At 72.6% G+C, this 25,323-nt stretch carries 23 protein-coding genes and 1 tRNA gene; 14 read left to right on the top strand and 10 right to left on the bottom strand.

All coding sequences use genetic code 11. From position 1 onward, the window contains the following. The first annotated feature begins 612 nt into the window (after nucleotides 1–612). Together ACFP3U_RS27765 and ACFP3U_RS27760 are read left to right on the top strand one after the other, a co-directional pair. On the top strand, nucleotides 613–1,401 hold the full coding sequence (locus tag ACFP3U_RS27765; RefSeq protein WP_380228440.1) for a GntR family transcriptional regulator: 789 nt from the start codon (nucleotides 613–615) through the stop codon (nucleotides 1,399–1,401). A gap of 2 nt (nucleotides 1,402–1,403) precedes the next feature. Further along, complete coding sequence (locus ACFP3U_RS27760) at nucleotides 1,404–2,162, top strand: glycosyltransferase family A protein (protein ID WP_380228439.1); 759 nt, start codon at nucleotides 1,404–1,406, stop codon at nucleotides 2,160–2,162. Nucleotides 2,163–2,224: 62 nt separating this feature from the next. Here ACFP3U_RS27760 and ACFP3U_RS27755 read toward each other — a convergent pair whose 3' ends face one another. The 3 genes from ACFP3U_RS27755 to ACFP3U_RS27745 form a co-directional block, all read right to left on the bottom strand. After that, complete coding sequence (locus ACFP3U_RS27755) at nucleotides 2,225–2,797, bottom strand: hypothetical protein (protein ID WP_380228438.1); 573 nt, start codon at nucleotides 2,795–2,797, stop codon at nucleotides 2,225–2,227. Nucleotides 2,798–2,889: 92 nt separating this feature from the next. After that, complete coding sequence (locus tag ACFP3U_RS27750) at nucleotides 2,890–3,294, bottom strand: hypothetical protein (RefSeq protein ID WP_380228437.1); 405 nt, start codon at nucleotides 3,292–3,294, stop codon at nucleotides 2,890–2,892. 384 nt (nucleotides 3,295–3,678) lie between these two features. Next, complete coding sequence (locus ACFP3U_RS27745) at nucleotides 3,679–4,527, bottom strand: phosphatase PAP2 family protein (protein WP_380228436.1); 849 nt, start codon at nucleotides 4,525–4,527, stop codon at nucleotides 3,679–3,681. A 396-nt stretch (nucleotides 4,528–4,923) separates the two neighbouring features. Here ACFP3U_RS27745 and ACFP3U_RS27740 point away from each other — a divergent pair, with 396 nt between their 5' ends. Both ACFP3U_RS27740 and ACFP3U_RS27735 read left to right on the top strand, forming a co-directional pair. Beyond that, nucleotides 4,924–5,895, top strand: a complete 972-nt coding sequence (locus ACFP3U_RS27740) for a sigma-70 family RNA polymerase sigma factor (protein WP_380228435.1) — start codon at nucleotides 4,924–4,926, stop codon at nucleotides 5,893–5,895. A 160-nt stretch (nucleotides 5,896–6,055) separates the two neighbouring features. Then, nucleotides 6,056–6,295 (top strand): hypothetical protein, encoded by a 240-nt coding sequence (locus ACFP3U_RS27735; RefSeq protein ID WP_380228434.1) that lies wholly within the window; start codon nucleotides 6,056–6,058, stop codon nucleotides 6,293–6,295. Nucleotides 6,296–6,350: 55 nt separating this feature from the next. On the opposite strand, the gene mscL is transcribed toward ACFP3U_RS27735, so the two are convergent. The 4 genes from mscL to ACFP3U_RS27715 all read right to left on the bottom strand — a co-directional run bounded on the left by mscL (nucleotide 6,351) and on the right by ACFP3U_RS27715 (nucleotide 11,033). Further along, nucleotides 6,351–6,770, bottom strand: a complete 420-nt coding sequence (mscL, locus tag ACFP3U_RS27730) for a large conductance mechanosensitive channel protein MscL (RefSeq protein WP_380228433.1) — start codon at nucleotides 6,768–6,770, stop codon at nucleotides 6,351–6,353. 598 nt (nucleotides 6,771–7,368) lie between these two features. Next, nucleotides 7,369–7,686 (bottom strand): FmdB family zinc ribbon protein, encoded by a 318-nt coding sequence (locus ACFP3U_RS27725; protein WP_380228432.1) that lies wholly within the window; start codon nucleotides 7,684–7,686, stop codon nucleotides 7,369–7,371. Between the two features lie 158 nt (nucleotides 7,687–7,844). Further along, nucleotides 7,845–9,134 carry an MFS transporter gene (locus tag ACFP3U_RS27720; protein WP_380228446.1) on the bottom strand — a complete coding sequence of 430 codons (1,290 nt, stop codon included), beginning with the start codon at nucleotides 9,132–9,134 and terminating at the stop codon, nucleotides 7,845–7,847. A 408-nt stretch (nucleotides 9,135–9,542) separates the two neighbouring features. Further along, entirely contained in the window at nucleotides 9,543–11,033 is a 1,491-nt protein-coding gene (locus ACFP3U_RS27715; RefSeq protein WP_380228431.1) for a potassium/proton antiporter, read from the bottom strand. 287 nt (nucleotides 11,034–11,320) lie between these two features. Here ACFP3U_RS27715 and ACFP3U_RS27710 point away from each other — a divergent pair, with 287 nt between their 5' ends. Continuing rightward, on the top strand, nucleotides 11,321–14,044 hold the full coding sequence (locus ACFP3U_RS27710) for a penicillin acylase family protein (RefSeq protein WP_380228430.1): 2,724 nt from the start codon (nucleotides 11,321–11,323) through the stop codon (nucleotides 14,042–14,044). A gap of 70 nt (nucleotides 14,045–14,114) precedes the next feature. Here ACFP3U_RS27710 and ACFP3U_RS27705 read toward each other — a convergent pair whose 3' ends face one another. Then, nucleotides 14,115–14,714: a 5-formyltetrahydrofolate cyclo-ligase gene (locus ACFP3U_RS27705; RefSeq protein WP_380228429.1), complete on the bottom strand. Its 600-nt coding sequence runs from the start codon at nucleotides 14,712–14,714 to the stop codon at nucleotides 14,115–14,117. Between the two features lie 105 nt (nucleotides 14,715–14,819). On the opposite strand from ACFP3U_RS27705, the gene ACFP3U_RS27700 reads away from it, so the two are divergent. From ACFP3U_RS27700 to ACFP3U_RS27665, 8 genes are all read left to right on the top strand, one after another. Continuing rightward, entirely contained in the window at nucleotides 14,820–15,803 is a 984-nt protein-coding gene (locus ACFP3U_RS27700; protein ID WP_380228428.1) for a GGDEF domain-containing protein, read from the top strand. A gap of 12 nt (nucleotides 15,804–15,815) precedes the next feature. Further along, the gene (gene galU, locus ACFP3U_RS27695) at nucleotides 15,816–16,736 is read left to right on the top strand and encodes a UTP--glucose-1-phosphate uridylyltransferase GalU (RefSeq protein ID WP_380228427.1); all 921 of its coding nucleotides are present in this window, start codon (nucleotides 15,816–15,818) and stop codon (nucleotides 16,734–16,736) included. 26 nt (nucleotides 16,737–16,762) lie between these two features. After that, nucleotides 16,763–18,118 carry a molybdotransferase-like divisome protein Glp gene (glp, locus tag ACFP3U_RS27690; protein ID WP_380228426.1) on the top strand — a complete coding sequence of 452 codons (1,356 nt, stop codon included), beginning with the start codon at nucleotides 16,763–16,765 and terminating at the stop codon, nucleotides 18,116–18,118. 186 nt (nucleotides 18,119–18,304) lie between these two features. Next, on the top strand, nucleotides 18,305–18,745 hold the full coding sequence (gene moaC / locus ACFP3U_RS27685) for a cyclic pyranopterin monophosphate synthase MoaC (protein WP_380228445.1): 441 nt from the start codon (nucleotides 18,305–18,307) through the stop codon (nucleotides 18,743–18,745). After that, nucleotides 18,742–19,245 carry a MogA/MoaB family molybdenum cofactor biosynthesis protein gene (locus tag ACFP3U_RS27680; protein ID WP_380228425.1) on the top strand — a complete coding sequence of 168 codons (504 nt, stop codon included), beginning with the start codon at nucleotides 18,742–18,744 and terminating at the stop codon, nucleotides 19,243–19,245. Before moaC ends, ACFP3U_RS27680 begins: the two co-directional genes overlap by 4 nt. After that, entirely contained in the window at nucleotides 19,242–19,868 is a 627-nt protein-coding gene (locus ACFP3U_RS27675) for a GNAT family N-acetyltransferase (protein ID WP_380228444.1), read from the top strand. The genes ACFP3U_RS27680 and ACFP3U_RS27675 overlap by 4 nt, the downstream gene beginning before the upstream one ends. A gap of 150 nt (nucleotides 19,869–20,018) precedes the next feature. Beyond that, nucleotides 20,019–21,056, top strand: coding sequence for a divisome protein SepX/GlpR (gene sepX, locus ACFP3U_RS27670; RefSeq protein WP_380228424.1), 1,038 nt, complete (start codon nucleotides 20,019–20,021; stop codon nucleotides 21,054–21,056). A 127-nt stretch (nucleotides 21,057–21,183) separates the two neighbouring features. Continuing rightward, nucleotides 21,184–21,257: transfer RNA gene (locus ACFP3U_RS27665), tRNA-Ala, on the top strand. A 204-nt stretch (nucleotides 21,258–21,461) separates the two neighbouring features. Here the strand turns inward: ACFP3U_RS27665 and ACFP3U_RS27660 are convergent. Together ACFP3U_RS27660 and ACFP3U_RS27655 are read right to left on the bottom strand one after the other, a co-directional pair. Next, on the bottom strand, nucleotides 21,462–22,352 hold the full coding sequence (locus tag ACFP3U_RS27660) for a peptidase (RefSeq protein ID WP_380228423.1): 891 nt from the start codon (nucleotides 22,350–22,352) through the stop codon (nucleotides 21,462–21,464). 2 nt (nucleotides 22,353–22,354) lie between these two features. Continuing rightward, on the bottom strand, nucleotides 22,355–23,671 hold the full coding sequence (locus ACFP3U_RS27655; protein ID WP_380228422.1) for a VWA domain-containing protein: 1,317 nt from the start codon (nucleotides 23,669–23,671) through the stop codon (nucleotides 22,355–22,357). Nucleotides 23,672–23,977: 306 nt separating this feature from the next. On the opposite strand from ACFP3U_RS27655, the gene ACFP3U_RS27650 reads away from it, so the two are divergent. Beyond that, entirely contained in the window at nucleotides 23,978–25,309 is a 1,332-nt protein-coding gene (locus ACFP3U_RS27650; protein ID WP_380228421.1) for an FtsW/RodA/SpoVE family cell cycle protein, read from the top strand. Nucleotides 25,310–25,323 lie beyond the last annotated feature (14 nt).

Raw genomic sequence — 25,323 nt, 5'->3', positions numbered from 1 at the left:
GGTACTCGTTCACGCTCTCACCGGCCACGCCGCCGAACAGCGACCCGAACGGGTCACTGTCGACGCCGAGCGCCAGCTCAGCGAACTCCAGCGGGGAGCAGGCACGCTGGCCTGCAACAATCGACTTCACGGGTTCACCTCTGAGTAGACGGTGTGGGCCCGTGAGGGCCGCCGCGCGCCCGGCCAAGGAATGCGCGGCGGCCCACCACGGGCCCGAGGAAGCAGCCACCGGCGCGGGATGCGCGGCGTGCTGCACGTGGACGGGGAGGGAGTCGCACCCTCACCCCCGCAGGGGCCCGCTACGGGCCGTCCGCCTGGTCTACCTCCGCCTCTCCCCAGACACCTCCCTTCGCGGGGTTCTCGGCGGGACCTATGGAGTTGTCAAGGAACGAGCACTGCCTTCAGGGGGCTGTCACCCCACCCCTCCGGGCGCATCCGCCAAGGTCAGAGCTATGCACCGAAATCGGCAAAGCTCTGCCAAGCTCTAGAGATCCCTTCCTTGGGTCCTCTAGAGGACGTGAGGAAAACTATGAAGGGCCGTCAGCCTCGCGTCAACTGCTTGAGAGGACTTAAGCTGTCATGGTCTTCGAGTGAACGGTGGTGTGGCCCGATATGGCCAAGTACGAGCGGATTGCGGACGACCTTCGTACCCGCATTCAGGCGGGGGAGTGGCTGCCAGGTGAGCGGCTGCCGACCGAGACTCCGGACCTTACGACGTGCTACAAGGCCAGCCTCAACACGGTTCGACAGGCGCTGGGCCTGTTGGTAGCCGAGGGGCTCGTGGACAAGGTCCATGGCCGCGGGAACTTCGTCCGCAAGCCCCGCAAGCCTGTGACGCGAACCAACGGGCGTCACCAGTGGGAGAAGGATCGGGCTCGTGAGTCAGAAGGCACTCGCCGAGAGACGGGGGCGACGGAGCACGACACTGGTCTGACCGTGTCGGACCTCGTGTTCAGCGCGGACTTCCGCGAGGCTGAGGCGAACGAGGATCTGGCTGACCTCTTTGGGGTTCCGGTGGGCACCAAACTGCTGGAGCGGACGTACCGGACGCGTTACCGCGAGGAGGACGAACCATTCAATGTGGCCAAGTCCTACCTCGTCTACGAGGTGGTCGAGGCCAACCCCGCCCTGTTGGACCCTGCCCATGAGCCCTGGCCGGGCGGAACGCAGAACCAGTTGTTCACACTCGGGATCGAACTCGACCGCATCGAGGAGCGTGTTTCGGCCCGCTCGCCCACGGCTGAGGAGACGGAGGAACTGGGTCTCAAGGCGGGTGTTTCGGTGTTGGTCCTCCGCAAGATTTCGTACGACATCACGGGCAATGTGGTTGAGGTTTCTGAGGTCACGTTGCCTGGCGACCGCACCGAGATGGTGTTCACGACTCCTCTGGATAGGTGGTGAGCATGACCAACGTCATCTCCGTCATTACGGCGGTTCACGGCCCGTCTGCCGAGTACCTGGCGGATGCCTACAAGTCCTTGCTGGAGCAGCAACTTCCGGAAGGTTGGGACTGGCAGTGGGTCATCCAGCAGGATGGCGAGACTGACGATGTCGTCCCGTATGTCCCGGACGACGTGCGTATCAGCTTCGGCCAGGGACGGCATGGTCGGGCAGGTATGGCGCGGACGATGGGCCTGTCCCGGGCTACGGGCCAGTTCGTGAAGGTGCTCGACGCCGATGACATGCTGCCGCCCGGGACTCTCGCCCGTGATGCCGCTGTGCTCACCGCACGGCCGGACGTGGCATGGACGACATCGCGCGTCCTGGATCTTCTCCCGGACGGGAGTACGGTCGGCTTCGACCAGGACCCGCCGGCCGGGCCGATTGGGCGCGGAGAGGTGCTGGCCCACTGGAAGGCCCATGACTTCCGCGCGCAGGTACATCCGGCGACGCTGTGCGTCCGGCGGGAGCTGTTGCTCGCGGTCGGCGGATGGATGGCGCTCCCGGCATCCGAAGACACCGGGCTGCTGCTGGCACTCAACGCGGTCAGTCGCGGGTGGTTCGTCGAGGAGACCGGGCTCCTGTACCGGAAGTGGCCGGGGCAGAGTACGCATCAGGCCGCGCACAGTCACGAGACCGAGCGGGCGGCGCGGATGGCCGTCATCCAGGCGCGGGCGGAGGCATTGTTGGCGCTGGAGGGCTGGCGTATCGACGCTGGTTGAGTGTGGATCTCGCGAGACTGGCTCCGGCAACGCAGGCGTCGGGGCCAGTCTCGATGCCCACCTCAATCCCGATCGGTCGCTCCATCGGCATTGCGGGCGCCGGGCAGCAGCAGTCCACGGGCCGTGTGGCGCTCGCCCTCGAACCGCCCCTGGACGCCCAAATCCGCGCGGGCTGCCTCGTGGAACCGGTTGATCGCCTTGAACGCATCAGTGTGCAGTGTCCGCCAGCCCGCAAGGGTGCCCTCGACAACCCCCCGTGCCTGCCAGCCGATTGCGGCAAGGTCTTCCTGAATGGCGTGGGCTGCCTCAATCACCTCATCTTCGGCGAGCAACATGACCCGCTCGAACGCCATTGCCTGGGCGCCGCTGGCCTCGGTCAGCTCCATTGCCAGCTCATGCTCCGTGCGAGGCATCATCCGGATCTCTTCGCGCAGCTCATACAGGAGCACCGCGATGTGGATCGAGGTCCGAACCCGCCCAACGTAGTCGGCATAGGCGTCTAGCTTCTTCTCATCCCAGCGCAGCCGTAGCCCATCCTTGCGTCGGCTTCGTTCCATCAAGCTGTTCGTCAAGTAGGTCGTCAGCCCACCCAGCACCACGGCTGCAATGGTCACAAGCTGGGTGATCGTATCCATGGCCCCGCGTCGAAGTGTGAAGAATCGTCAGCTCAAAACCTGTTGATCATAGGTGGTGGCTGACGGCTGCGTGTGCGGCCGGAGCGGGCGACTCAGTGGCGGCGTCCAAGGGTCGGAAGGCCACCAGATACAGTGCGGATGCTCGAACTCTTAGCATCCACCGGTACAGGTGTGGGTGATGGTTCGCTCCGCCAGCCGCTCGGCTTCGTTTGCTGCTTCTCGACCTCGTGCGCTTTCTCGGCGTCCTTCAACTCCTCGAGGAAGCGGTTCAACTCCCTTCGTGCGGCTTCCGGGTCCTCAACGCCAATTGCTTCCCGGAGTGCGCCCCGTACTCGTGCCGCAAGACTTCCCAGGGCAACGGGGTCGCGCGGCGCAGGGATGCGCTTAGGCTGGACGCCCTTCACGGGGTCCAGCGACACGCGTGGGTTGCCGTTCGAGTCAAGCCACAACCACACGGAGATCAGCGGCCACCGACTGGCCCCAGTCTTCTTCGCCATCAGGTCATCATGATGGCTGGCGTCCTGGCGAACTAGACCCTGCCAGAAGCGGGATCGGGGCGTGCCACGACCGTGCCAGGTTGGGCGGGTCATCATGGGGAGTCTCGGGGATCTACGGAGGCTTGGGCGGCCGGTGGCTCAGCGTGGCGAGCCGCAGGTCAGCGCAGAGTGCTGACACCTGTGCTCCTAAAGCCGGTGTCGCAGGTTCGAATCCTGCCTGGGGCACACGATGGCAGTGGACCGCGGCCCGGGTCGGTGAGATCATCTCGCCCGCCCGGGCCGCGGTCGTTTCGCCTCCCGGGTCGCGTGGTTCGGCGTGGCCGGTCCGGGCCCGGCAGGTCAGGCACTCCTCGTACGGCGGCCCCGCCTCGGGGCGGGGGAGCGTCAGCGCAGGAGGCCGTCGGGGCGGTCGGCGATCGGGTCGGTGGCGGGGTCCGCGACGGGGTCGCCGATGGGGTCGGTGGCGGGGTCGGTGGCGCGGGGCGGGCGGCCGGAGGAGACGAGGACGCGCTGGACGCGGGGGCGGGTGCGCCAGTCCACTCGGCGGAAGTCGCGGGCCAGGGCGCCGGGCCGGGCGAGTTCCACGATGACGGTCACCGCGCCGAGGACGATCCCGGCGGCGAGCCAGCCGGCCAGCACGTCGCTGGGCCAGTGGACGCCGAGGAAGACCCGGGAGGAGCCGATCGCGAGGACGGTGAGTCCGGCGATCGAGCAGGCGGTGATCCGGCCGGCGCGGCGGGCCCGGGGCCAGAGCAGGCCGACCAGGACGGCACAGGTGATCGCGGAGGCCATCGCGTGCCCCGAGGGGAGGGCCGGGCCGCCGGCGTGCGAGACCGGGTCGGAGAAGGCCGGGCGCGAGCGGCCGAAGGAGAGCTTCAGCACCCATTGGCCGCCCCAGCCGACCAGGGTCTGGGCCGCCACCCAGCCGGCCAGCGTCCGGGCGCCGATCAGCCAGAGCCAGAGGGCGGTCGCCCCGAGCACGCTGCGCATGGTGATCGTCCCGCCGATGTCGGAGAACATCTGCACCGAGGCGGTCCACACGGTGTGATCGGTCGCGTAGCGGTGCAGGTCGTCGATCAGCTTGTGGTCGAAGCCGGCGAGCAGGCCCCAACCGGTCTGCACCAAGGCCGCGACGACCGCGAACAGCCCGGCGCAACAGACCGCGAGCGCCGCGTGCCGGAGCAGGTGGCGATCACGCGGGGTGATGGTGGGCGAGCTGGTGGTCAGGTGCATGGCTGTCACCTTCCCAGCCGCCTGTGCCGATCGCGCACTGCGGCGATAGCGATTTGGCATCTTTTGTGCGGAGAACCTGCGTGCGCCGGGGTGTGGGCGCGGCCCGCGCGGGAACGCGCGTGGGATCCGCGGGGTTGAGCCGGAGAGGGGCCGCGCGCCGGGGTGCGCCGAAAGGTTCCGAAGGGGGCACTTCGAGTGCCCGACCGGTCACCCTCCGTTCGGAACCGGGGTGAAAATCGGCAGGATACTGCATTGCCGGAGGAATCTGAGCGACTTGGGAATGTTGTCCGGAATCTGTTCGTTGGATCGTTACGTGTGAGCCCCGCAGGGCCCGCACTTCCTTGCCCTCTCGGGGCAGGCAGCCAGACCTCGGCAACACCAGCAAAGGGAGCAAGCATGGCCACCCGTGCCGTCGTTCGCGACAGGGCCGACCGGACTCGCGCGGCCCGCCCGACCAACCTCGAGGCCGACCGCGACCTGGTCGGCATGTACCTCGACGAGATCGCCAGGACACCCCTGCTCGATGCCGCCGAGGAGGTCGAGCTCTCCCTGCGGATCGAGGCCGGTGTGTACGCCCAGCATCTGCTGGAGGAGGGCGCGCTCCCCGAGGGCGCGCGCCGGGAGGAGCTGGAGGCGATAGCCGAGGACGCCGAGCGCGCCAAGGACGTCTTCATCCGGTCGAACCTCCGCCTCGTGGTGGCCGTCGCCCGGCGTTACCCGCGCAGCGGTCTGCCGCTGCTGGACCTCATCCAGGAGGGCAACGCGGGCCTGGTCCGCGCGGTCGAGAAGTTCGACTACGCCAAGGGCTTCAAGTTCTCCACCTACGCGACGTGGTGGATCCGGCAGGCGATCACCCGGTCGATCGCCGACCAGTCGCGCACCATCCGGCTGCCCGTCCACCTGGTCGAGGAGCTCGGCCGGATCCGGCGGGTGCAGCGGGAGAAGTCGAAGGAGCTGGGCCGGGAGCCCGAGCCGGCCGAGATCGCGGCCGAGCTGGACACCACCGAGGCCCGGATCAAGGACGTGCTGGACTGGGCGCGGGACCCGGTCAGCCTGAACATGTCGGTCGACGACGAGGGCGAGACCCAGTTCGGCGACCTGGTGGAGGACACCGGCGCGACCTCCCCGGAGGACGCCGTGATGGTCATGCTCCGCCGTGAGGAGCTGGACGATCTGATCGGGCGGCTGGACGACCGGACGGCGTCGATCATCCGCTCGCGGTACGGCATGGAGGACGGCCGCGAGCGCACCCTCACCGAGGTGGGCAAGCAGCACGGGCTGACCCGTGAGCGGATCCGCCAGATCGAGAAGCACGCGCTGGCCGAGCTGAAGAAGATCGCCGACCACGCGGGCTTCGAGGCCGCGTGACGAGGGTTGAGGGTCGACGCCGGCCGGTGGGCCCGGTGCGGAGCGCTCCGCACCGGGCCCACCGGCGTCCCGGCGCCTTCTAGGCTGGTGGTCAGGGGCGGGGCAGGGACGGATCAGCGGCGGGGCACGGCGGAGGACGGCGAGAGCGGTGGAGGAGAAGATGGCGAAGGACACGACGGGCGGCGAGTCGGCGGCCCGGCCGGAACGGCCGGAGCGGACGAAGCCCGGGGCGGAGTCGGAGTCGGCGGCGAAGGCCCGGCTGATCTTCGGCGACCCGCTGGAGCGGCAGTCCCGTGACGACACCGACGCCGGCTGGGGTGACCGCCCCGGGGCCGGGGAGAGCGGTGGACGAGGGCTGGACTGGTACCTGAGCCAGCGCCCGCCGCACCACGGGGGCTGACCGGAGGGCCGTCAAACCGGCGGCCCTGGGCGCGTCAGGGGAAGGGCGGCGGGGTTCAGCGGGTCGTGGTGACCAGGGCGTCGCGGATCTCGGTGAGCAGCAGGACCTCCTTGGCCTCGGCCTCCACCTGGACCTCGGCCAGGGTCTTGCGCCGGGCGGTGAACCTGGTCATCGGCAGGATGAGGCAGAAGTAGACGACGGCGGCGGTGATCAGGAACTGCAGGGCCGCGCTCAGCACGCCGCCCCAGAGGATGGGGATCCCGGACGTGACCTCACCGGTGGCGCTCACCTCGCAGGGCCCCTTGAGGCAGGAGCTGTAGGACGCGAGGTCCTTGGCTCCGAACGCGCCGACGATCGGATTGATCACGCCTTTGACGAAGGCGTTGACGATGTTGGTGAAGGCCGCACCGATGACCACGGCGACGGCCAGTTCGACGACGTTTCCGCGCAGCAGGAATTCCTTGAAGCCCTTCATGCCGCGTGAACGACGGAGTCGTGCGCCGGTTACGGGTGATTTTCTCCCCCCTCCGCCGGACAACCCGTTCGGCCGAGCGGCGGCGCCGCCCCCGGCGCCGGCGGGTCCGCCCAGGCCGGGCCGAGGGCGAGCGCGGCCGCCATCGCGAGGAGCAGCACGGCCGGCACCCGCGGGCGGGCCCTCAGCACCTGCCGGAGCCGGCCGCGCGGACCGGCCCGGCCCCCGATCGGCGGGAACGGCGGCACCGGCCGCCGGGGCGGAACGCTCGGCGCGGGGAGCGGCGGGATCGGCAGCGGACGGGGGGACAGGGCGGGCGAACCGGTACGCACGGGTACCTCCACGGTCGGGTTCCGGGCTTGCGGTGCCCACTCTGGGCCGCTCGCGGATCCGCCGGAACTCCGTTTCCCGAGCCTGTGGAAAACCCGGGGCTGTGGACGGAAAGGGTCACCCGCACGAGTGGGTCGGCCGGCCCACCGGTGACGTCGGACGGTCCGCAGGCATTCGCGGGCATGCGCGGGCATGCGAAAGGCCCGCCGCACCCGTGCGAAACGGAAACGGCGGGCCGTCCGAAGACCTGGTGCCGGGGTCCGGCCGAAGGTCAGCCGGCCGCCGGAGCGGAGCTCGCGGCGGGGCTCGACGAGCCCGACGAGGACGTGCCCGACGAGGAGGTCGAGGAGGACGACGTCGACGAGGACGACGTGCTCGACGACGAGCCGGAGCCCACCGAGCTGCTGGAGGAGGAGCGGCTGTCGGTCCGGTAGAAACCGGAGCCCTTGAAGACGACACCCACCGCCGAGAAGACCTTGCGGAGCCGTCCCTGGCAGTCGGGGCACGTGGTCAGCGGCTCGTCGGTGAACTTCTGCACCGCCTCCAGGCCGTTGCCGCACTCGGTGCACTGGTACTGGTACGTGGGCACTTGTCTTCCTCCTGGCACTCTCGCCTGATGAGTGCTAACGATGGTCAATGATGCGGCATTCCGATGGATCAGTCCAGCGACTCGAATGTGAGATGAGTCAGCCGCGACCCCGCCGCGACCCCGCCGCGCTCCTGCCGCGCCCCGCCGCGAGCCCCGCGTCAGCCCTTGGCCGCGCCCACCAGCCGGGCCGTCGCACCCCGTTCCACCGAGCCGGCGACCACCGTGCTGCGGCGCGTCCCCGCAGGCACCAGCAGCTCCCGCAGCGTGGTCAGCGCGACCAGGCCGAGCCCGGCGCCGACCACCGGCACCAGGAACCCGACCGACGGCCCGTGCGCGTCGATCAGCCGCCCGGCCGCCATCGCGCCGACCGCCAGGCCCAGGCCGATGGCGCCGGTCAGCCAGGTGAAGGCCTCCGTCTTGGCGCCGTCCTCGACCAGCGTCTCGACCAGGGTGTAGCCGCTGATCAGGGTCGGCGCGATGGCCAGACCGCAGACCAGCCCGGCGACCGAGAGCGCGACCAGGTTCGGCATCGCCCACAGCGTCGAGCAGCCCAGCACCAGCAGGCCGTAGCTCAGGACCATCCGCTGCTGGACCGACCGCCGCCAGGCGATCACGCCGTACAGCACACCGGCCAGCATCGAGCCGCCGGCGAAGATGCCGTACACGGTGCCGGCGGCGCCGTGCTGCCCGACCGAGTCGGCGAAGGCGTTCACCGAGACCTGCATGCCGCCGAAGACGGCGCCCACGCCGAGGAAGGTGCCGGCCAGCAGCCGGACGCCGGGCGAGGCGAGCGCCGAGGCCTGTCGGACGCCGGGCTCGCGCACCACCCGGGCGGGGGCGGTGCGCCGCTGGGCGGCGAAGGCCAGACCGCCGGCCAGGGTCAGCGCGGCCTCGGCGATCAGCCCGGTCGAGGGGTTGATCGAGGTGGCGACGGCGGCGGCCAGGATCGGGCCGATGACGAAGGTGAGCTCGTCCGTCACGGACTCGAAGGCGAAGGCGGTGCCCACCTTGGCGGCGGAGGAGGCGGACGCGCCCTCGGCGGTGAAGGTGGAGATCCAGCGGGCGCGGACCATCGCGCCGATCTGCGGGACGCTCGCACCGGCCGGGGCGGCGGCCAGGAAGAGGCTCCAGGCCGGCGCGTGCCCGAGCGCGAGCGCGATCAGCGTGCCGACCGAGGCCGCGTGCACCAGGACGGTGGGGACGAGCACGGCGGCCTGGCCGTACCGGTCGGCGAGCCGCCCGGTCTGCGGGCCGACCAGCGCCTGGGCGACGGCGGCGACCGCCGCGACGGTGCTGGCGGTGCCGTAGGAGCCGTGGGTGTCCTTGACGAGCAGCAGGACGCCCATGCTGAGCATCGCGTAGGGCAGCCGCGCGACGAACGCGGGGGCCAGGAACGTCCAAGCGCCGGGCGTGCGCAGCAGAGCCCCGTAGCCGACCCGGGCGGGCACGGCGGCGCGCGCGGCGTCGGCGGCGCTTGTGGCGCCCGCGGCGCCCGTAGCGCCCCCGGCGGTGTCAGTGCTGTTGTGGGCGTCCTCGACGCTCTCGACCGTTCGGCGGGCCGTCACGGTCGGTCCTTCCTGCTGCCTGGTAGCGCGGCAGGGCACGCGGTGGCCCCGACGGCGCCGAGAGTCGTCCTCTCGCGCGTCGACCGGGGTAGATACCGGGCCGGTCCGGCGGTGGGCCGGGGTCGGGCCGCGGCCGCCGAACGGTCGCGCCAACTCTGCTTCAGGCAGATGTTGGGTTGTGGTGTATCAGCCATTCTGAAATGTACGCGCGTAGATGTCGCGCTGGACTCGACATTACAGGACGGATCCAAAATTGTCCTGCCAAGTGAAGGTGAACACCGCGCGCGACCTTCAGGTCCCGCGCCCGTGCAGCCAGTCGGCCAGCTTACCGCCCTTGTCCACGGCGCGAAGTCGCCGCTCGGCCGCCTCACCCACCGCGTCCGTGGTGACGACCAGCAGCTCGTCCCCGCCGCGCAGCACGGTCGCCTTGTCGGGCACGAAGCTGCTCCCCTCGCGCACCACCAGGGTCACCGCCGCGCCGGTCGGCAGCCGCAGCTCGCCGATCTCCACGCCGGACATCCGGGAGTCCGGCGCCAGCGCGACGGACAGCAGGTGCCCGTGCAGCTTCTCCAGCGGCGCCGATTCGATGCCGAGGTCCTGGCCCATCGAGCCCTCGCCGATCCGCAGGCCCTTGGCGACCCAGGGCAGGGTCGGCCCCTGGAGCAGGGTGAAGACCACGACCAGGATGAAGACGATGTTGAAGACGTCCTGCGCCAGCGGCGCGCCGGACACCATCGGGATGGTGGCCAGCACGATGGGCACCGCCCCGCGCAGGCCGGCCCAGCTGAGCAGGGCCTGCTCGCGCAGCGGCAGCCGGAACGGGGTGAGCGTCAGCACCACCGACAGCGGCCGGGCGAGGAAGACCAGCACCGTGCCGATCACCAGCGCCGGCACCACGGCCGAGCCCATCGTCCCGGGGGTGCAGAGCAGACCGAGCAGCACGAACATGCCGATCTGCCCGATCCAGGCCAGGCCGTCGGCGAAGCCGCGGACGGCCGGGCCGTGCGGCAGCTTGGAGTTCCCGAGGATCACCGCGCTGACGTAGACGGCGAGGAACCCGGAGCCGTGCAGCAGCGCGCCGCCGGCGTAGGCGAGCACGGTGAGGGCCAGCACGGCGATCGGGTAGAGGCCGGAGGACGGCAGGGCGACGTGCTTGACGCCGTACGAGCCCAGCTTGCCGACCGCGAGGCCGACGGCCAGGCCGATCGCCAGTTCGGCGAGGATCGTGCCGAGCAGGACGTACCACGGCTCCGGCTCGCCGACGGTGGCGAAGGCGACGACCAGGATGACCACCGGCGCGTCGTTGAAGCCGGACTCGGCCTCCAGCAGTCCGGTCAGCCGGCGCGGCAGCGGCACCGTCCGCAGTACGGAGAAGACGGCCGCGGCGTCCGTGGAGGAGACGACCGCGCCGAGCAGCAGCGAGGTCCGCCAGTCCAGGCCGACCAGCCAGTGCGCGCCGGCCGCGGTGACGAAGACGCTGACCCCGACGCCGACGGTGGCCAGCACGGTGGCGGCCGGCATCACGGGTCTGGCCTCGCGCCAGTTGGTCTTGAGGCCGCCCTCGGCCAGGATCACCACCAGGGCCGCGTAGCCGAGCACCTGGGTGAGCTCGGCGTTGTTGAAGGAGATGCCGAGCCCGTTCTGGCCGAGCGCCACCCCGATGCCGAGGTAGATCAGCAGGCTGGGCAGGCCGGATTTCGTGGAGACGCGCACGGCGACCACCGCGACCAGCAGGATCACGGAGAACTCGAGCAGCAGCTGGTTCAGGTGGTCGACATTCACGCAGGCGCACCTCGGACGTGGCGGGGGCGGACGGGGGACCGTCAGGGGCGGCGACCGGGGGCGCCAAGTACTCCCCTTGCGGATCGTTACGCAGTCTAACATTTTACCAGGTCTTTAGATTCACCCGCCTTGCCTTCCGTCGCCGAGCGCTTCTGACCTCCTTCGATCCCACCGTGAGCGTCCCCCGTGCACGGCCGCCAGCGGAGTCGGCCTAATGTGGTGCCCTGTCACGGCCCCGTGCCCTTGACACGTCCGCCCGCCCCCCAGTGAGGACCGCAAGGACCCAGATGCCCCGCTCGAAGAAGTTCCGGCGCGCCCGTCTGATCGTGATCGTGCTGGTCGTACTGCTGGTGGCCGGCGCCGGCTACGGCGGCTACCGGGGGGTGGCCGCGGTCCGCGCGTCCTTCCCGGAGGTCGACGGCAGTGTCAAGGTGGCGGGCCTGAGCGCGCCGGTCGACGTCAAGCGGGACGCCAACGGCATCCCCCAGCTCTACGCCGACACCTCCGAGGACCTCTTCCGGGCCCAGGGGTACGTCCAGGCCCAGGACCGCTTCTGGGAGATGGACGTCCGACGGCACATCACCGCGGGCCGGCTCTCCGAGATGTTCGGCGACAGCCAGGTCGAGACCGACTCCATGATCCGCACCATGGGCTGGCGCCAGGTGGCGCAGAAGGAGTTCGACACCGTCCTGGGCGCCGACACCAAGAAGAACCTCCAAGCCTACGCGGACGGGGTCAACGCCTGGCTGGAGGAGCACCCGGGCGGCGCCTCGGCCTCGGTGGAGTACGGCGTACTCGGCGTCGTCCACGGCGGCTACAAGCCCGAGCAGTGGACCCCGGTCGACTCGGTCTCCTGGCTCAAGGCGATGGCCTGGGACCTCTCCGGGAACCTCCAGGAGGAGATCGACCGCTCGCTGCTCGCCCAGGACTTCAGCCCGGAGAAGATCGCCGAGCTGTACCCGGACTACCCGTACGCCCGCAACGGCACCATCGTGAAGACCGGCACCCTCAACGGCACCGTCTACAAGCCGGCCGACGGCTCCACCCCGGCCGGCGCCGGCACCGCCGCCCCCGGCACCGCGCAGGGCGCCGCCGCCACCAAGGCGCTGCTCAAGGGCGTCACCGACGGGATCGACGCGCTGCCCGCGCTGCTCGGCCGCAACGGCCAGGGCATCGGCTCCAACTCCTGGGTGGTCGCCGGCAGCCACACCACCACCGGCAAGCCGCTGCTGGCCAACGACCCGCACCTCGGCCCCGGCCTGCCCTCGGTCTGGTACCAGATGGGCCTGCACTGCCGGACGGTCTCCGCGACCTGCCAGTACGACGTCTCCGGCTTCACCTTCGCCGGGATGCCCGGCGTGGTCATCGGCCACAACAAGGACATCGCCTGGGGCTTCACCAACCTCGGCGCCGACGTCACCGACCTCTTCCTGGAGAAGGTGACCGGCCCGGACACCTACCTGGTCGACGGCGCGGAGCAGAAGTTCGAGCTCCGCAAGGAGACCATCAAGGTCGCCGGCGGCGAGGACCGCACCATCACCGTCCGCACCACCCGGACCGGCGCCCCGCTGATCTCCGACCCGAGCACCGAGCAGCAGAACGTCGGCAAGTACGCGCCCAACGGCGCCTCCGCCCCGGACCGCGGCACCGGCGGCTACGGCGTCGCCCTGCAGTGGACCGCGCTGATCCCGGGCAGGACCATGGACGCCGTCTTCGCGCTCGACCGCGCGAAGGGCTGGGAGGACTTCCAGAAGGCCGCCGCGGACTTCGCCGTCCCGGCCCAGAACCTCATCTACGCCGACGCCAAGAACATCGGCTACCAGGCCCCCGGGTACATCCCGGTGCGCGGCAAGGGCGACGGCCGCTACCCGGCGCCGGGCTGGGACTCCGCCTACCAGTGGAAGAAGGACCCGGTCCCGTTCAGCGCCCTGCCGTGGAGCCTCAACCCCGCCAGCGGCTACATCGTCACCGCCAACCAGGCCGTGGTCGACCCGACGTACAAGGTCGCGCTGACCACCGACTGGGAGTACGGCACCCGGGCCAAGGAGATCACCGACCAGCTGGAGGCCCGGCTGAAGAACAACGGCAAGATCTCGCCGGACGACATGCAGGACATGCAGCTCGACAACACCAGCATCCTGGCCAAGACCCTGGTCCCGATGCTGCTCAAGGTCGAGGTCGACGACCCCTACGTGCGCGAGGCGCAGGACCTGCTGAAGGACTGGAACTACCACCAGGACGCCGACTCGGCCGCCGCCGCCTACTACAACGGCGTCTGGCGCCAGCTGCTCACCCTGGCCTTCGGCCAGAAGTTCCCGGCCGACCTGCGGGCCGAGCAGAACTGCCTGCTGGTCCGCCAGCAGATCGACCCGACCCGGCCGGACAGCAAGTCGAAGATCGTCACCGAGTGCGGCACCCGCGACCCCGCCCAGGCCCAGCCGGACGGCGGCGACCGCTGGACCGAGGTGGTCCGGCAGCAGCTGGAGAAGCCCGACAGCGGCTGGTGGACGTACATCGACTCCCAGCACAAGGAGCAGAAGGGCCTGGACAACCTGCTGCGCGAGGCGATGACCAACGCCCGCCAGGAGCTCACCTCGCTGCTCACCAAGGACATCACCACCTGGAGCTGGGGCCGGCTGCACAAGCTGGAGCTGCGCGAGCGCACCCTCGGCTCGGACGACTCCTCGATCGCCTCGGGCGTCGTCCACCAGCTGCTCAACCGCGGCCCCTACCGCCTCTCCGGCGGTTCGGCGGCGGTCGACGCGGCGGGCTGGAACGCGGCCGCCGGGTACCAGGTCGACTGGATCCCCTCGATGCGCATGGTGATCGACCTGAACGATCTCGACGCCTCCCGCTGGATCACCGTCGGCGGCGCCTCCGGGCACGCCTTCCACGACAACTACAACGACCAGACCGACCTCTGGCTCAAGGGCAAGCTGCTGACCTGGTCCTTCTCACCGGACGCGGTCGAGAAGGCGACCAAGCACAAGCTGACGCTGACCACCGGCTGACGCCCCGCCCGCCACGAAGGCCCCGCGCCCCCCGGACACCCCGGGGGGCGCGGGGCCTTCGTGTTTCGCCTCACCCCAGCCGGTGGGCGCCGGACGGGGTCAGCGCGAGGTCCACCGGCCGGTCGTGCGGCTCCGCCGGCACCGCGTCCAGCAGCTCGTGCTCGTACAGCAGCACCGCCAGCACCGGCCGCGTCCCGGCCCGCTCCAGCCGGGCCAGCACCCGGTCGTACGAGCCGCCGCCCCGCCCCAGCCGCAGCCCCCGCCGGTCCACCGCCAGCCCCGGCAGCAGCACCAGCCCGGCCCCGGTCACCGCCTCCGGCCCGAGCCGCTCGCCCACCGGCTCCAGCAGCCCGCGCCCGGCCGGGGCCAGCGCCCCAGGACCCGCATACTCCGCCCAGTCCAGGTCGTTGTCGGCCAGCAGCACCGGCAGCAGCACCCGCAGCCCGCAGGCCCGCAGCGCGTCCAGCAGCGGGCGGGTGCCCGGCTCGGCGCCCACCGAGACGTACGCGGCCACCGTGGCCGCCGCCCCGGCCGGACCGGCCGGCGTCGCCGCCGCCAGCTCGCCCGCGTGCCCGGCCAGCGCCTCGGCGGCCCGCTCCCGGGCCTCGGCCGGAAGTGCCCGCCGCGCGGACAGCAGCCGTGTCCTCAGCGCGCCCTTCTCGTTGTGCATGGGATGGCCCACCGTTCCTCCACCGCTCCGACCACGACCGCTCTGGACCCCTGACGCCTGCGCGACCGGGACGCCCAGAGCCTGACATGCGGAAGGCACCCCCCGATGTCCACCCCGCTGCTGGTCCAGGCCCTGGCCGTGCTGAGCGCCCCCGCGCTGGCCGGCACCGTCGTCCTCGGCGTCCGGCTGCGGCGCGGCGCGGCCCGTGCGGCGGCGCGCGAGGCCGGGCTGCGCGAGCGCGTCGCCGGACTGGAGGGCCGCTGCGCCGAGCTGGAGCGCACCGCCTCCTGCGACCCGGTCACCGGCGTCTGGAACTACCGGCACCTCCAGCTCACCCTGGACCGGGAGATCGACCGGGCCCGCCGGGCCGAGCAGCACGACCCGCAGGACGGGCCGCGGCCGCTGGCCGTCCTGCTGCTGGAGATCAGCGGGTTCGACGCGGTGGTCGCCGAGCACGGCCGGGCCCGGGCCGGGACGGTGCTGCGCGACCTCGCCCAGCGGCTCGGCATGGAGATCCGCCGCTCCGACACCCTGGGCCGCTACAGCGGCGAGGAGTTCCTGGTGGTGCTGCCGGACACCGGGGCCGAGGGCGCGGCGCAGGTCGCCGACCGGCTGGTCTGGTCGGTCCGCCGCCACCTGCTGCTGGACTGGTCCTCCGGCGAGCGCTCCGACCGGCGCCCGCACGGCAACGGGCTCACCGCCGCGATCGGCCTGGCCGTGCTGCCCGGGGACGGCACCCACGCCGCCGTCCTGCTGCGGGCCGCCGACCGGGCGCTCGCCGCGGCCCGCGCGGCCGGCGGCGACTGCTGGCGCCCGGCCGCCCCGGCCGCCTTTGCCCGGAACGTTCCGCCGACCGGATCGCAGGCTGGATCGGCGACCGGATCGGCGGCCGATTCCCCGTCGCCGGACGATGTCTTCGCAGCCGAACGTGACCGTTCGGAAAACCCGGGTAATCTGTCGCCCTGTGCCGGAGGGGACCCCCTCACCCCACCCGGTACGTCCCCCTTGCCTGCCATCGCGGCCGGGTCCGGCGACGTGCTGCCCAAGCATCGGTCAACTGCGCCCGGTCAGGCGAAATACGTGCCTTAGTAAGGTAAACGCATGACGACGACGAACTCCCGTATCCCGGTCACCAAGGCAGTGGTCCCCGCGGCCGGTCTGGGTACCCGATTCCTGCCGGCCACCAAGGCCACTCCGAAGGAGATGCTGCCCGTCGTCGACAAGCCGGCGATCCAGTACGTCGTCGAGGAGGCCGCCTCCGCCGGGCTGTCCGACATACTGATGGTCACCGGCCGCAACAAGCGCGCCCTGGAGGACCACTTCGACCGCGCCTACGAGCTGGAGGAGCTGCTCGCCCGCAAGGGCGACCAGGACCGCCTCCGCCGGGTCCGCGAGTCCGTCGAGCTCGCCAACATGCACTACGTCCGCCAGGGCGACCCCAAGGGCCTCGGCCACGCCGTCTCGGTCGCCGAGCAGCACGTCGCCGGCCAGCCCTTCGCCGTCCTCCTGGGCGACGACCTGATCGACCCCCGCGACCCGCTGCTGTCCCGCATGATCGAGGTCCAGCAGGAGCTCGGCGGCTCGGTCGTCGCGCTGATGGAGGTCGACCCCGCCCAGATCCACCTGTACGGCTGCGCCGCCGTCAAGCCGAGCAGCGTCGGCGAGGACGTCTTCCAGGTGACCGACCTGGTCGAGAAGCCGGACACCGCCGAGGCCCCGTCGAACTACGCCGTCATCGGCCGGTACGTGCTCGACCCGTCCGTGTTCGACGTGCTGCGGGAGACCCCGCCCGGCCGCGGCGGCGAGATCCAGCTCACCGACGCCCTCCGTGAGCTCACCACCCGCCCCGCCGACACCGGCGGCCAGGTCCACGGCGTGCTCTTCAAGGGCCGCCGCTACGACACCGGCGACCGCTCGGACTACCTGCGCGCTATCGTCCGTCTCGCCTCGGAGCGCGAGGACCTCGGCCCGGACTTCCGCGCCTGGCTGCGCGAGTTCGTCGCCTCCGAGCTGCAGGACTGACACACCGACAGAGAGCGAGCGCGCCGATGACCGGGTCCACGGAGAGCGGTACCACCCCCGCAGCCTGCTGCGACGACTCCGCGGACCCGGCCCCGGCCGCCCGCCCCGGTGCCCGTCCGGACGGTCTGTGGACCGTCGACGAGCACCTCGCGGACGTCCTGGCCGCCGTCGGCCCGCTGCCCGCGATCGAGCTCCAGCTGCTCGACGCGCAGGGCTGCCGGCTGGCCGAGGACGTCCTCGCCGAGGGCGACCTGCCGCCGTTCGACAACAGCTCGATGGACGGCTACGCCCTGCGCACCCCCGACACCGTCGGGGCCAGCGCCGAGTACCCCTCGGTGCTCGCGGTGGTCGGCGACATCGCCGCCGGCGCCGGTGAGCTCCCCACCGTGGGGCCCGGCCAGGCCGCCCGGATCATGACCGGCGCGCCGCTGCCGCCCGGCGCCGCCGCCGTCGCCCCGGTCGAGTGGACCGACGGCGGCACCGGCACCGGCCGCGCCGCCGACGCGATGACCGCCCCGGTCGAGGGCGAGGAGGTCCGGGTGCTGCGCCCGGTCGCCGAGGGCGCCCACATCCGCCGCCGCGGCAGCGACGTCGCCGCCGGCAGCCTGGTGCTCACCGACGGCACCCGGCTCGGCCCCGCCCAGCTCGGCCTGCTCGCCGCGATCGGCCGGGCCACCGTCACCGTCCGCCCGCGCCCGCGGGTCGTGGTGCTCTCCACCGGCAGCGAGCTGGTCCAGCCCGGCGATCCGGTCGGCCCCGGGCAGATCACCGACTCCAACAGCTTCACCCTCACCGCCGCCGCCCTCGACGCCGGCGCGATCGCCTACCGGGTCGGCGGGGTCCCCGACGACGCGGCCCGGCTGCGCGCCGTGCTGGAGGACCAGCTCGGCCGGGCCGACCTGATCGTCACCAGCGGCGGCGTCAGCGTCGGCGCGTACGACGTGGTCAAGGAGGTCTTCGCCGAGTACGGCGGGGTGGACTTCCGCCGGCTGCGGATGCAGCCCGGCAAGCCGCAGGGCTTCGGCCGGATCGGCCCCGGCGCCGGCGTGCCGCTGATGGCGCTGCCCGGCAACCCGGTCAGCGCGTACATCTCCTTCGAACTGTTCGTCCGCCCGGTGATCCGCGCGATGCTCGGCGCCGAGGACATCCACCGCCCGGTCGTCCGGGCGCACTGCCCGGTGGCGCTGCGCTCGCCCGCCGGGCGCCGGCAGTTCCTGCGCGGCCGGTACACGGCGGCGGACGGCCTGGTCGAGCCGGTCGGCGGGGCCGGGTCGCACCTGGTCGGCGCGCTGGCCCGGGCCGACTGCCTGATCACCGTGCCCGAGGACGTCACCGAGCTGCCCGCGGGCAGCGAGGTCGACGTGGTGCTGCTCGGCGGCTGAGCGCCCCCGGGGGTCGAACTCCCCACCGCGGCGGGCGGTCCCAGCGGGGCGGCCCGTCCCACGCCCGGGCCGGACCGGGGGGTACGGTAGCGCGGTATTCGACCTGCGCGCCCCCTGGAGCCACCCGTGACCACCTCACCCCCCGGCGACCGCCTCACCCATGTCGACGAGCAGGGCGCGGCCCGGATGGTCGACGTCTCCGAGAAGGCCGTGACCGCCCGGACCGCCGTCGCGGCCGGCCGGGTCCGGGTGGCCCCGCGGGTGGTCGAGCTGCTGCGCGGCGAGGGGATGCCCAAGGGCGACGCGCTGGCCGTGGCCCGGATCGCCGGGATCATGGGCGCCAAGAAGACCCCCGAGCTGATCCCGCTCTGCCACCCGATCGCGCTCTCCGGCGTCAAGGTCGAGCTGGCCATCGCCGACGACGCGGTGGAGATCACCGCGACCGTGCGGACCGCCGACCGGACCGGCGTGGAGATGGAGGCGCTGACCGCCGTCGCGGTCGCCGGGCTCACCGTGATCGACATGGTCAAGGCCGTCGACAAGGGCGCCGCCATCGAGTCCGTCCGGGTGCTCGCCAAGTCCGGCGGCAAGAGCGGCGACTGGACCGCCCCGGAGGCGGGCGCGTGAGAGCCCTCGCGGTCACCGTGTCCAACCGCGCCTCCGCCGGGGTCTACGCCGACAAGGGCGGCCCGCAGCTGGTCGAGGGCCTGCGGGCGATGGGCTTCACCGCCGACGGCCCCCGGGTGGTCCCGGACGGCGAGCCGGTCGAGGCGGTGCTGCGCGAGGCCGTGGCGGCCGGCTACGACGTGGTGCTGACCACCGGCGGCACCGGCATCTCGCCGACCGACCGCACCCCCGAGATGACCGCCCGGGTCCTCGACCGCGAGATCCCCGGCATCCCCGAGGCGATCCGGGCGTACGGGCGGGACAAGGTGCCCACCGCCGCGCTCTCCCGGGGGCTGGCCGGCATCGCCGGACGTACCCTGGTCGTCAACCTGCCGGGCTCGACCGGCGGCGTCCGGGACGGCCTGGCCGTGCTGGCCCCGCTGCTCGCGCACGCCGTCGACCAGCTCGGCGGCGGGGACCACCCCCGGCCCGAGGAACCAGCTTCCGGGAGCGCGCACTGAACGCCGGCTGGCCGGTAGAACTCCACGAGGGGGACGTCGTCCTGCGCCCGATCAGGGCCCGCGACCAGCGCGAGTGGCAGGAGGTCAGCCGCCGCAACCGGGACTGGCTGCGGCGCTGGGAGGCCACCGTGCCGCCTGGCCCGGCCGGCCTGGCGGCGGGCCCGCGGCCGACCTACCGGCAGATGGTCCGCTACCTGCGCGGCGAGGCCTCGGCCGGCCGGATGCTGCCCTTCGTGGTGTTGTACCGGGGCCGGCTGGTCGGCCAGTTGACCGTCGGCGGGATCACCTGGGGCTCGATGTGCTCGGCCAACGTCGGGTACTGGATCGACGAGGCGGTGGCCGGGCGGGGCATCATGCCGGCCGCCGTGGCGCTCTCGGTGGACCACTGCTTCCGCACCCTCGGCCTGCACCGGATCGAGGTGTGCATCCGGCCGGAGAACAGCCCGAGCCGGCGGGTGGTGGAAAAGCTCGGCTTCCGCTCGGAGGGAATGCGGCCGCGCTATCTGCACATCGACGGCGACTGGCGGGACCATCTGGTGTTCGCGCTCACCGCCGAGGAGGTTCCGGAGGGGATGCTGAATCGCTGGCGCTCGCTCAGTTCGGGCCGCCGTCCGCGAAATTGAATGTATGTTCGAATAGAATATCGATCTGGTATCGGCGCGACGACGGACGGGCACAAATGCCGGCAAAATAGTCGGAGAATCAGCTTGATCACACGACACGCCGCGCCAAATTGCTACCGGCCCTTCCTCCACGCCCGTACGGTGTGAATCGTGAGCAGTAGCGGCCTTATCTACGCCGTCATCGTAGGGGCCTGGGCCGCCTATCTGGTGCCGATGTGGCTCCGCAGGCAGGACGAGCTCAACGAGGCGCGCCCGACGGAACGCTTCAGCACCGCCATCCGCCTGCTGGCCGGGCGTTCGGCGCTGGAGCGGCGGGCGTCCCGGGCCCTGGGCGACGAACCGCGTGACGACGAGCAGAGCAGCGACGGCCCCCCCGAGCGGGACGCGGCCGCCCCCGGCGACCCCACGGACGCCCCCGAGGAGCGCGCGGAGGCGCCCGCGGCCCCCCGGCCGGCCGACCGCGACCGGGCCGAGCCGCGGCCGGACCCCCGGGGCGGCGTCCCCGAGCGCCGGGCCCAGCTGCTGGCGCGCCGGCGCCGGATGGTCACCGTCCTGTTCCTGGCCTTCGCGCTGGGCGCGGTGGTCGCGGCGGTGGCCGGGCTGGCCTTCCTCTGGGTCCCCGCCGTCCCGGCGGCCCTGCTGACCCTCTACATCGGGCACCTGCGGCGCCTGGAGCGCCAGCGGTACGCGGTGAAGCTGGACCGGACCCGCGCGGCCCAGGCGGCCGAGCGGCTGCGCAAGCGCGAGCAGCAGCGGGCCGAGGCCGGCCGCGCGGAGGCCGCCGCCCCCGTGCCGGCTCCGGCGGCCGAGCCGGAGACCGGAAGCTCCGCCGCCGGACGCGGACGCCCGCACCTGCGGCTCGCCACCGAGGCCGACGCGGCCCGGGCGGCGTCCGCCGGGGGCGCCGTCTCGGCCTCGGCCGTGGCGGAGGCGACCGAGCACGAGGAGTGGGTCGACGGCATGCGGGAGCGCGGCGCGGCCGGCCCGGACTCCTGGGAGCCGGTGCCCGTCCCGCTGCCGACGTACGTGACCGCGCCGGTGGCCCCCCGGGTCAACCGCGGCCTCGACCTGTCGGCGCCGGGCACCTGGACCGCCGGGCGCCCGGTCGAGTCCCGGAACACCCCGCTCTTCGACCAGTACGCCGAGCCGCCCGCCCAGGAACCCCGCCCGCGCGCCGCCAACGAGTAGCCGGCGCCCCACCCGCTCCGAGGCCCCCTCCCCGGGGGCCTCTTCGCGTTCCGGCCCCGGCCCCGAGGTCCCCACCAGGAGGATGGTCACGGACCCCCTCCGAAAGGTGCTAGAGTTTCTTCTCGTTGGGGCTGTGGCGCAGTCCGGTAGCGCACCTCGTTCGCATCGAGGGGGTCAGGGGTTCGAATCCCCTCAGCTCCACCCAACGGAAGTCCCGCCCGATCGGTTGATCGGGCGGGACTTCTGCGTTGTGGGGGCAGGTTGGCCGACGGGGGGTCAGTCGGGGGCTCGTGGGCGGTGCTTCGGTGCGGTGTGGCGCGGATCACTCGGGGGTTGTGGCCGTGGCGGGGACGGCCGAGGGCCGGGCCGGAGGGGTCTCCGGGCCGGCCCTCGGGGTCGGACGGGTCAGGACTGGCCGGAGCCCGCGTACGGGCCCGGCTGCGGGGCGCCGGACTGCGGCGGGACCGCGCCGTAGCGGGCCGGCCGCCGGCCGCGCGGGTGGCGGGTGAGGGTGTACCCCGCGACGCCCGCCAGGGCGGCCAGCACGCCGCCGGCCAGGGTCCAGAACCAGCGGCTGTTCCAGCCGGAGAACCAGCCGGTGTACCAGTGCTCCTCGGGCTCGTCCGGGGCCGCCGCCTTGGCGGTCGCGGCGCCGCCGCCGGCCGGCGGGACCAGCGGGGCCTTGAGTTCGCCGCCCTCCGGTTGGGCGTTGTCGGCGTCGCCCTTGGCGGTCACCCGCAGCTGCACCGAGGCGGCCAGGCCGAGGTCGGGCTGCGGGGCGTCGGCGACCGAGAGCCGGACGTAGTAGGTGCCCGGCAGCGGGTCGCCGGACCACGGCTCGGCCCAGGAGCGGACCTCGCGCAGCGTGCAGCTGAGCGCCAGCGAGCCGGCGGCCTGCTCGGCGGTCGCGTTCTGGGTGCCGTCGGTGCAGGACTGGCGGCGGCGCAGCCCGTCGAAGACCTCGACGCTCCAGGTCTGCGGGCCGTGCCGGTCGGTGGGCGGGGCCAGGGTGACCGTGAGGTCCACCTTGGCGGTCCGGCCCTCGGCGGCGCCGAACGCCCAGTACAGGTAGTCGCCGGTGGAGACGCCCACGTTGGCGTCCTGGCCGGGGGCCAGGTTGACGGCGGTCAGGAAGGAGGTGCCGGCCTTGTTGGCCGGGGCCGGGGTGCCGCTCGCGCTCGGCGAGGGCGACGCGGCCGAGGCGGCCGAGGCGGCCGGGGCCGTCAGGGCCGTCAGGGCGAGCGCCGGGAACAGGGCCAGGGCGGCCGCGGCGGTGCGGAGGAAGGTCGTACGCATGGTCAGTTCTCCTGCCAGACAGCGATCCGCCAGCGCGCGATCCAGCCGAACAGCAGGCCGGTCAGCAGGCCGGCCAGGGTGAGCACGAGCAGCAGGATCCAGCCGCGGCCCAGGCCCATCGCCGGGCCGTCGGGGGCCGGGGAGGCGGCGGTCAGGTCGACCGTCAGCTCCAGTGGCAGGCCGGGGTCGGCGGCGATGCCGGGCTGCGGGGCCAGCGAGTTGGAGACGACCAGGCAGACGGCCGTCTCCGGCTTGCCGCTGGGCGAGGCGGACGCGGTCGCGGTGGCGTAGCCCTTGGAGGCGTCGGCCGACCAGCGCAGGCCGGTGGAGATGACGTCGGTGCGGCTGCTGCCGGCGTCGGTGCCGCGGACCAGCTCCTGGCCGGTGGTGCTGGTGGCCTGGAGCAGGACGCCGTAGTCGCGGGCCACCGGGCGGTCCAGGGCGACGCTGACCGAGGCGCGCAGCTCCTGGCCGGCCTTGACCGGGACGCGGTAGACGCGGTGCTCGGAGAACTTCTCGCGGTCGCTGTAGACGCCGGGGGCGAGCACCGGGGCGGACTCGCACTTGTCGGTGCCGGTGGTCTTGACCGGGGTGACCGTGTAGGTGTCGTTGGAGCGGTCGACCAGCTGCTTCACCTTCTCGGTGAGCTGCTCCTGGGTGCGGACGTCGGTGTAGGTGCCGCCGGTGGCGTTGGCGATGCAGAGCAGCTGCTGGCGGGTCTTGTCGTCGTGGGCCAGGCCCAGGGTGTCGATCACCAGGTGGATGCCCTGGGCGGCGAGTTCGCGGGCGACGTCGCACGGGTCCGGCGGGGCGCAGGAGTCCTCGCCGTCGGTGATCAGCACCACCCGGCGGGTGGTCTCGCCCTTGCCGAGGTCCTGGGCGGCGCCGCGCAGGGCCAGGCCGATCGGGGTCCAGCCGGTCGGGCGCAGCGTCGCGACGGCGGTCTTGGCCTCGGTCTTGTTGGTCTTCCCGACCGGGAAGAGCTGCTTGGTGTCCTGGCAGCCCTGGGCCTTGTCGTCGCCGGGGTAGTTGGCGCCCAGGGTGCGGATGCCGAACTCGGTCTCCGCCGGCAAGGCGTCGATGACGTCGCTCAGGGACTGCTGGGCCACCGAGATGCGGGTCTTGCCCTGGATGTCGGCGGCCCGCATGGAGCCGCTGACATCCAGGACGAGGTCGACCCGGGGGGCCTCCTTGCCGGCTGAGCCGGCTGATGGTTCGTCGGCATGGGCGGGCAGGCCGCTGAGCAGCGCCCCGCCCGTTATCGCCAGGGCGGCCAGCAGGCTGCCGAGCCTGGCCTTCGGTCGTCGTCCGGTAGTCACCCGCCGATCCTAGGGATCATCAGTTCGCCGTGGCCAACGGATGACGGTGTGCGGACGGACGGACTCCGGCGCGAACTCCCGGCCGCCGGTGGGGGATCGCCGCGCCGGTGCTCCGGGGTGCGCCGGGCGCGGGGTGCGCGACGGGGCGAGGGCGCGCGGGACACACCGGGTGAATGGGCGGATACCCGCGGATAGTGCTCGTTAGGGTGGCGAAGGGGATGGGGGTGCCGCCCGTCCGTCCCGATCGTCACCCGGCGGCGCCCGCAGCCCCGACTCCCAGGACGGTCCGTGGCGACACCCTCCGCCGTGACGAGAACCGCCGGCCGGCCGCGCCGGACCGTGCCGACCCGGCGCACCACCGAACTCGCGCTGGTCCTGGCCGCCGTGCTGATCGCCGTGCTCGGCTACGCCGAGGTGGGCCTCAACCTCGACGGCACGGTGCCCGCCGACGCCGGCGAGTACGGGGCCGCGCTCGGCGTGCTCGCGCTGCTGGCGCACGGGGCGGTCCGCTGGCGGGCGCCGTACGCGGACCCGCTGCCGCTGCCGATCGGGGTGCTGCTGAACGGCGTCGGACTGGTCGTCATCTACCGGCTCGACCGGGCCACCCCGGGCAGCGCGGCCCCCACCCAGCTGCTCTGGTCCACCCTCGGGGTGGGGCTGTTCATCCTGGTGCTGCTCCTGTTGCGGGACCACAAGCGGCTCCAGCGGTACGCGTACATCGGGGCGCTGGCGGCCCTGGTCCTGCTGGTGCTGCCGATCTTCTTCCCGCCGGTGTACGGGTCGCGGATCTGGATCACCGCGGGCCCCTTCTCCTTCCAGCCGGGGGAGTTCGCCAAGATCCTGCTCGCGGTCTTCTTCGCCGCCTACCTGGCGGTGCACCGGGACGCGCTGGCGCTCACCGGGCGGCGGGTCTGGAGGTTCCGGCTGCCGCCCGGGCGGGTGCTCGCGCCGGTCCTGGTGATCTGGGCGGCCTTCGTCGGGGTGCTGGTGCTGGAGACCGACCTCGGCACCTCGCTGATGTTCTTCGGCCTCTTCGTGGTGATGCTCTACGTGGCCACCGCGCGGACCGGCTGGATCGTCATCGGGCTGTTCCTCGCGGCGGTGGCGGCGGTCGGGGTCGGCCGGTTCTCGCCGCACGTGCACAGCCGGGTCGAGGACTGGCTGGACCCGCTCGGCTCGATCGCGGCCGGCCGCGGGGCCAACCAGATCGCCCAGTCGCTGTTCGCCTTCGCCTGGGGCGGCGAGCTGGGGGCCGGGCTGGGCAACGGGCACTCGGCGCTGATCGGCTTCGCCGCGAAGTCCGACTTCATCCTCGCCACGATCGGCGAGGAGCTGGGGCTGACCGGGCTGGTCGCGGTGTTCCTGCTGTACGCGCTGCTGATCTCGCGCGGGTTCCGGACCGGGATCGCGCTGCGCGACCCGTTCGGGCGGCTGCTGGCGATCGGGCTGGCGGCACTGGTGGGGCTCCAGGTCTTCGTGGTGGCGGGCGGGGTGCTGGACCTCATCCCGCTGACCGGGATGACCCTGCCGTTCGTCGCCCAGGGCGGCTCCTCGGTGGTCACCAACTGGATCATCGTCGCGCTGCTGGTGCGGATGAGCGACATCGCCCGGCGGCCCGACCCTGGGGAGGGGCGGTGAGCGCGCGCCGTCCC

Origin of the sequence: Kitasatospora misakiensis, from assembly GCF_042656005.1 — a bacterium.
Taxonomy (GTDB): Bacteria; Actinomycetota; Actinomycetes; order Streptomycetales; family Streptomycetaceae; genus Kitasatospora; species Kitasatospora misakiensis.
The sequence above is the reverse complement of the archived record's forward strand: the minus strand, read 5'-3'. Positions and strand labels throughout refer to the sequence as shown.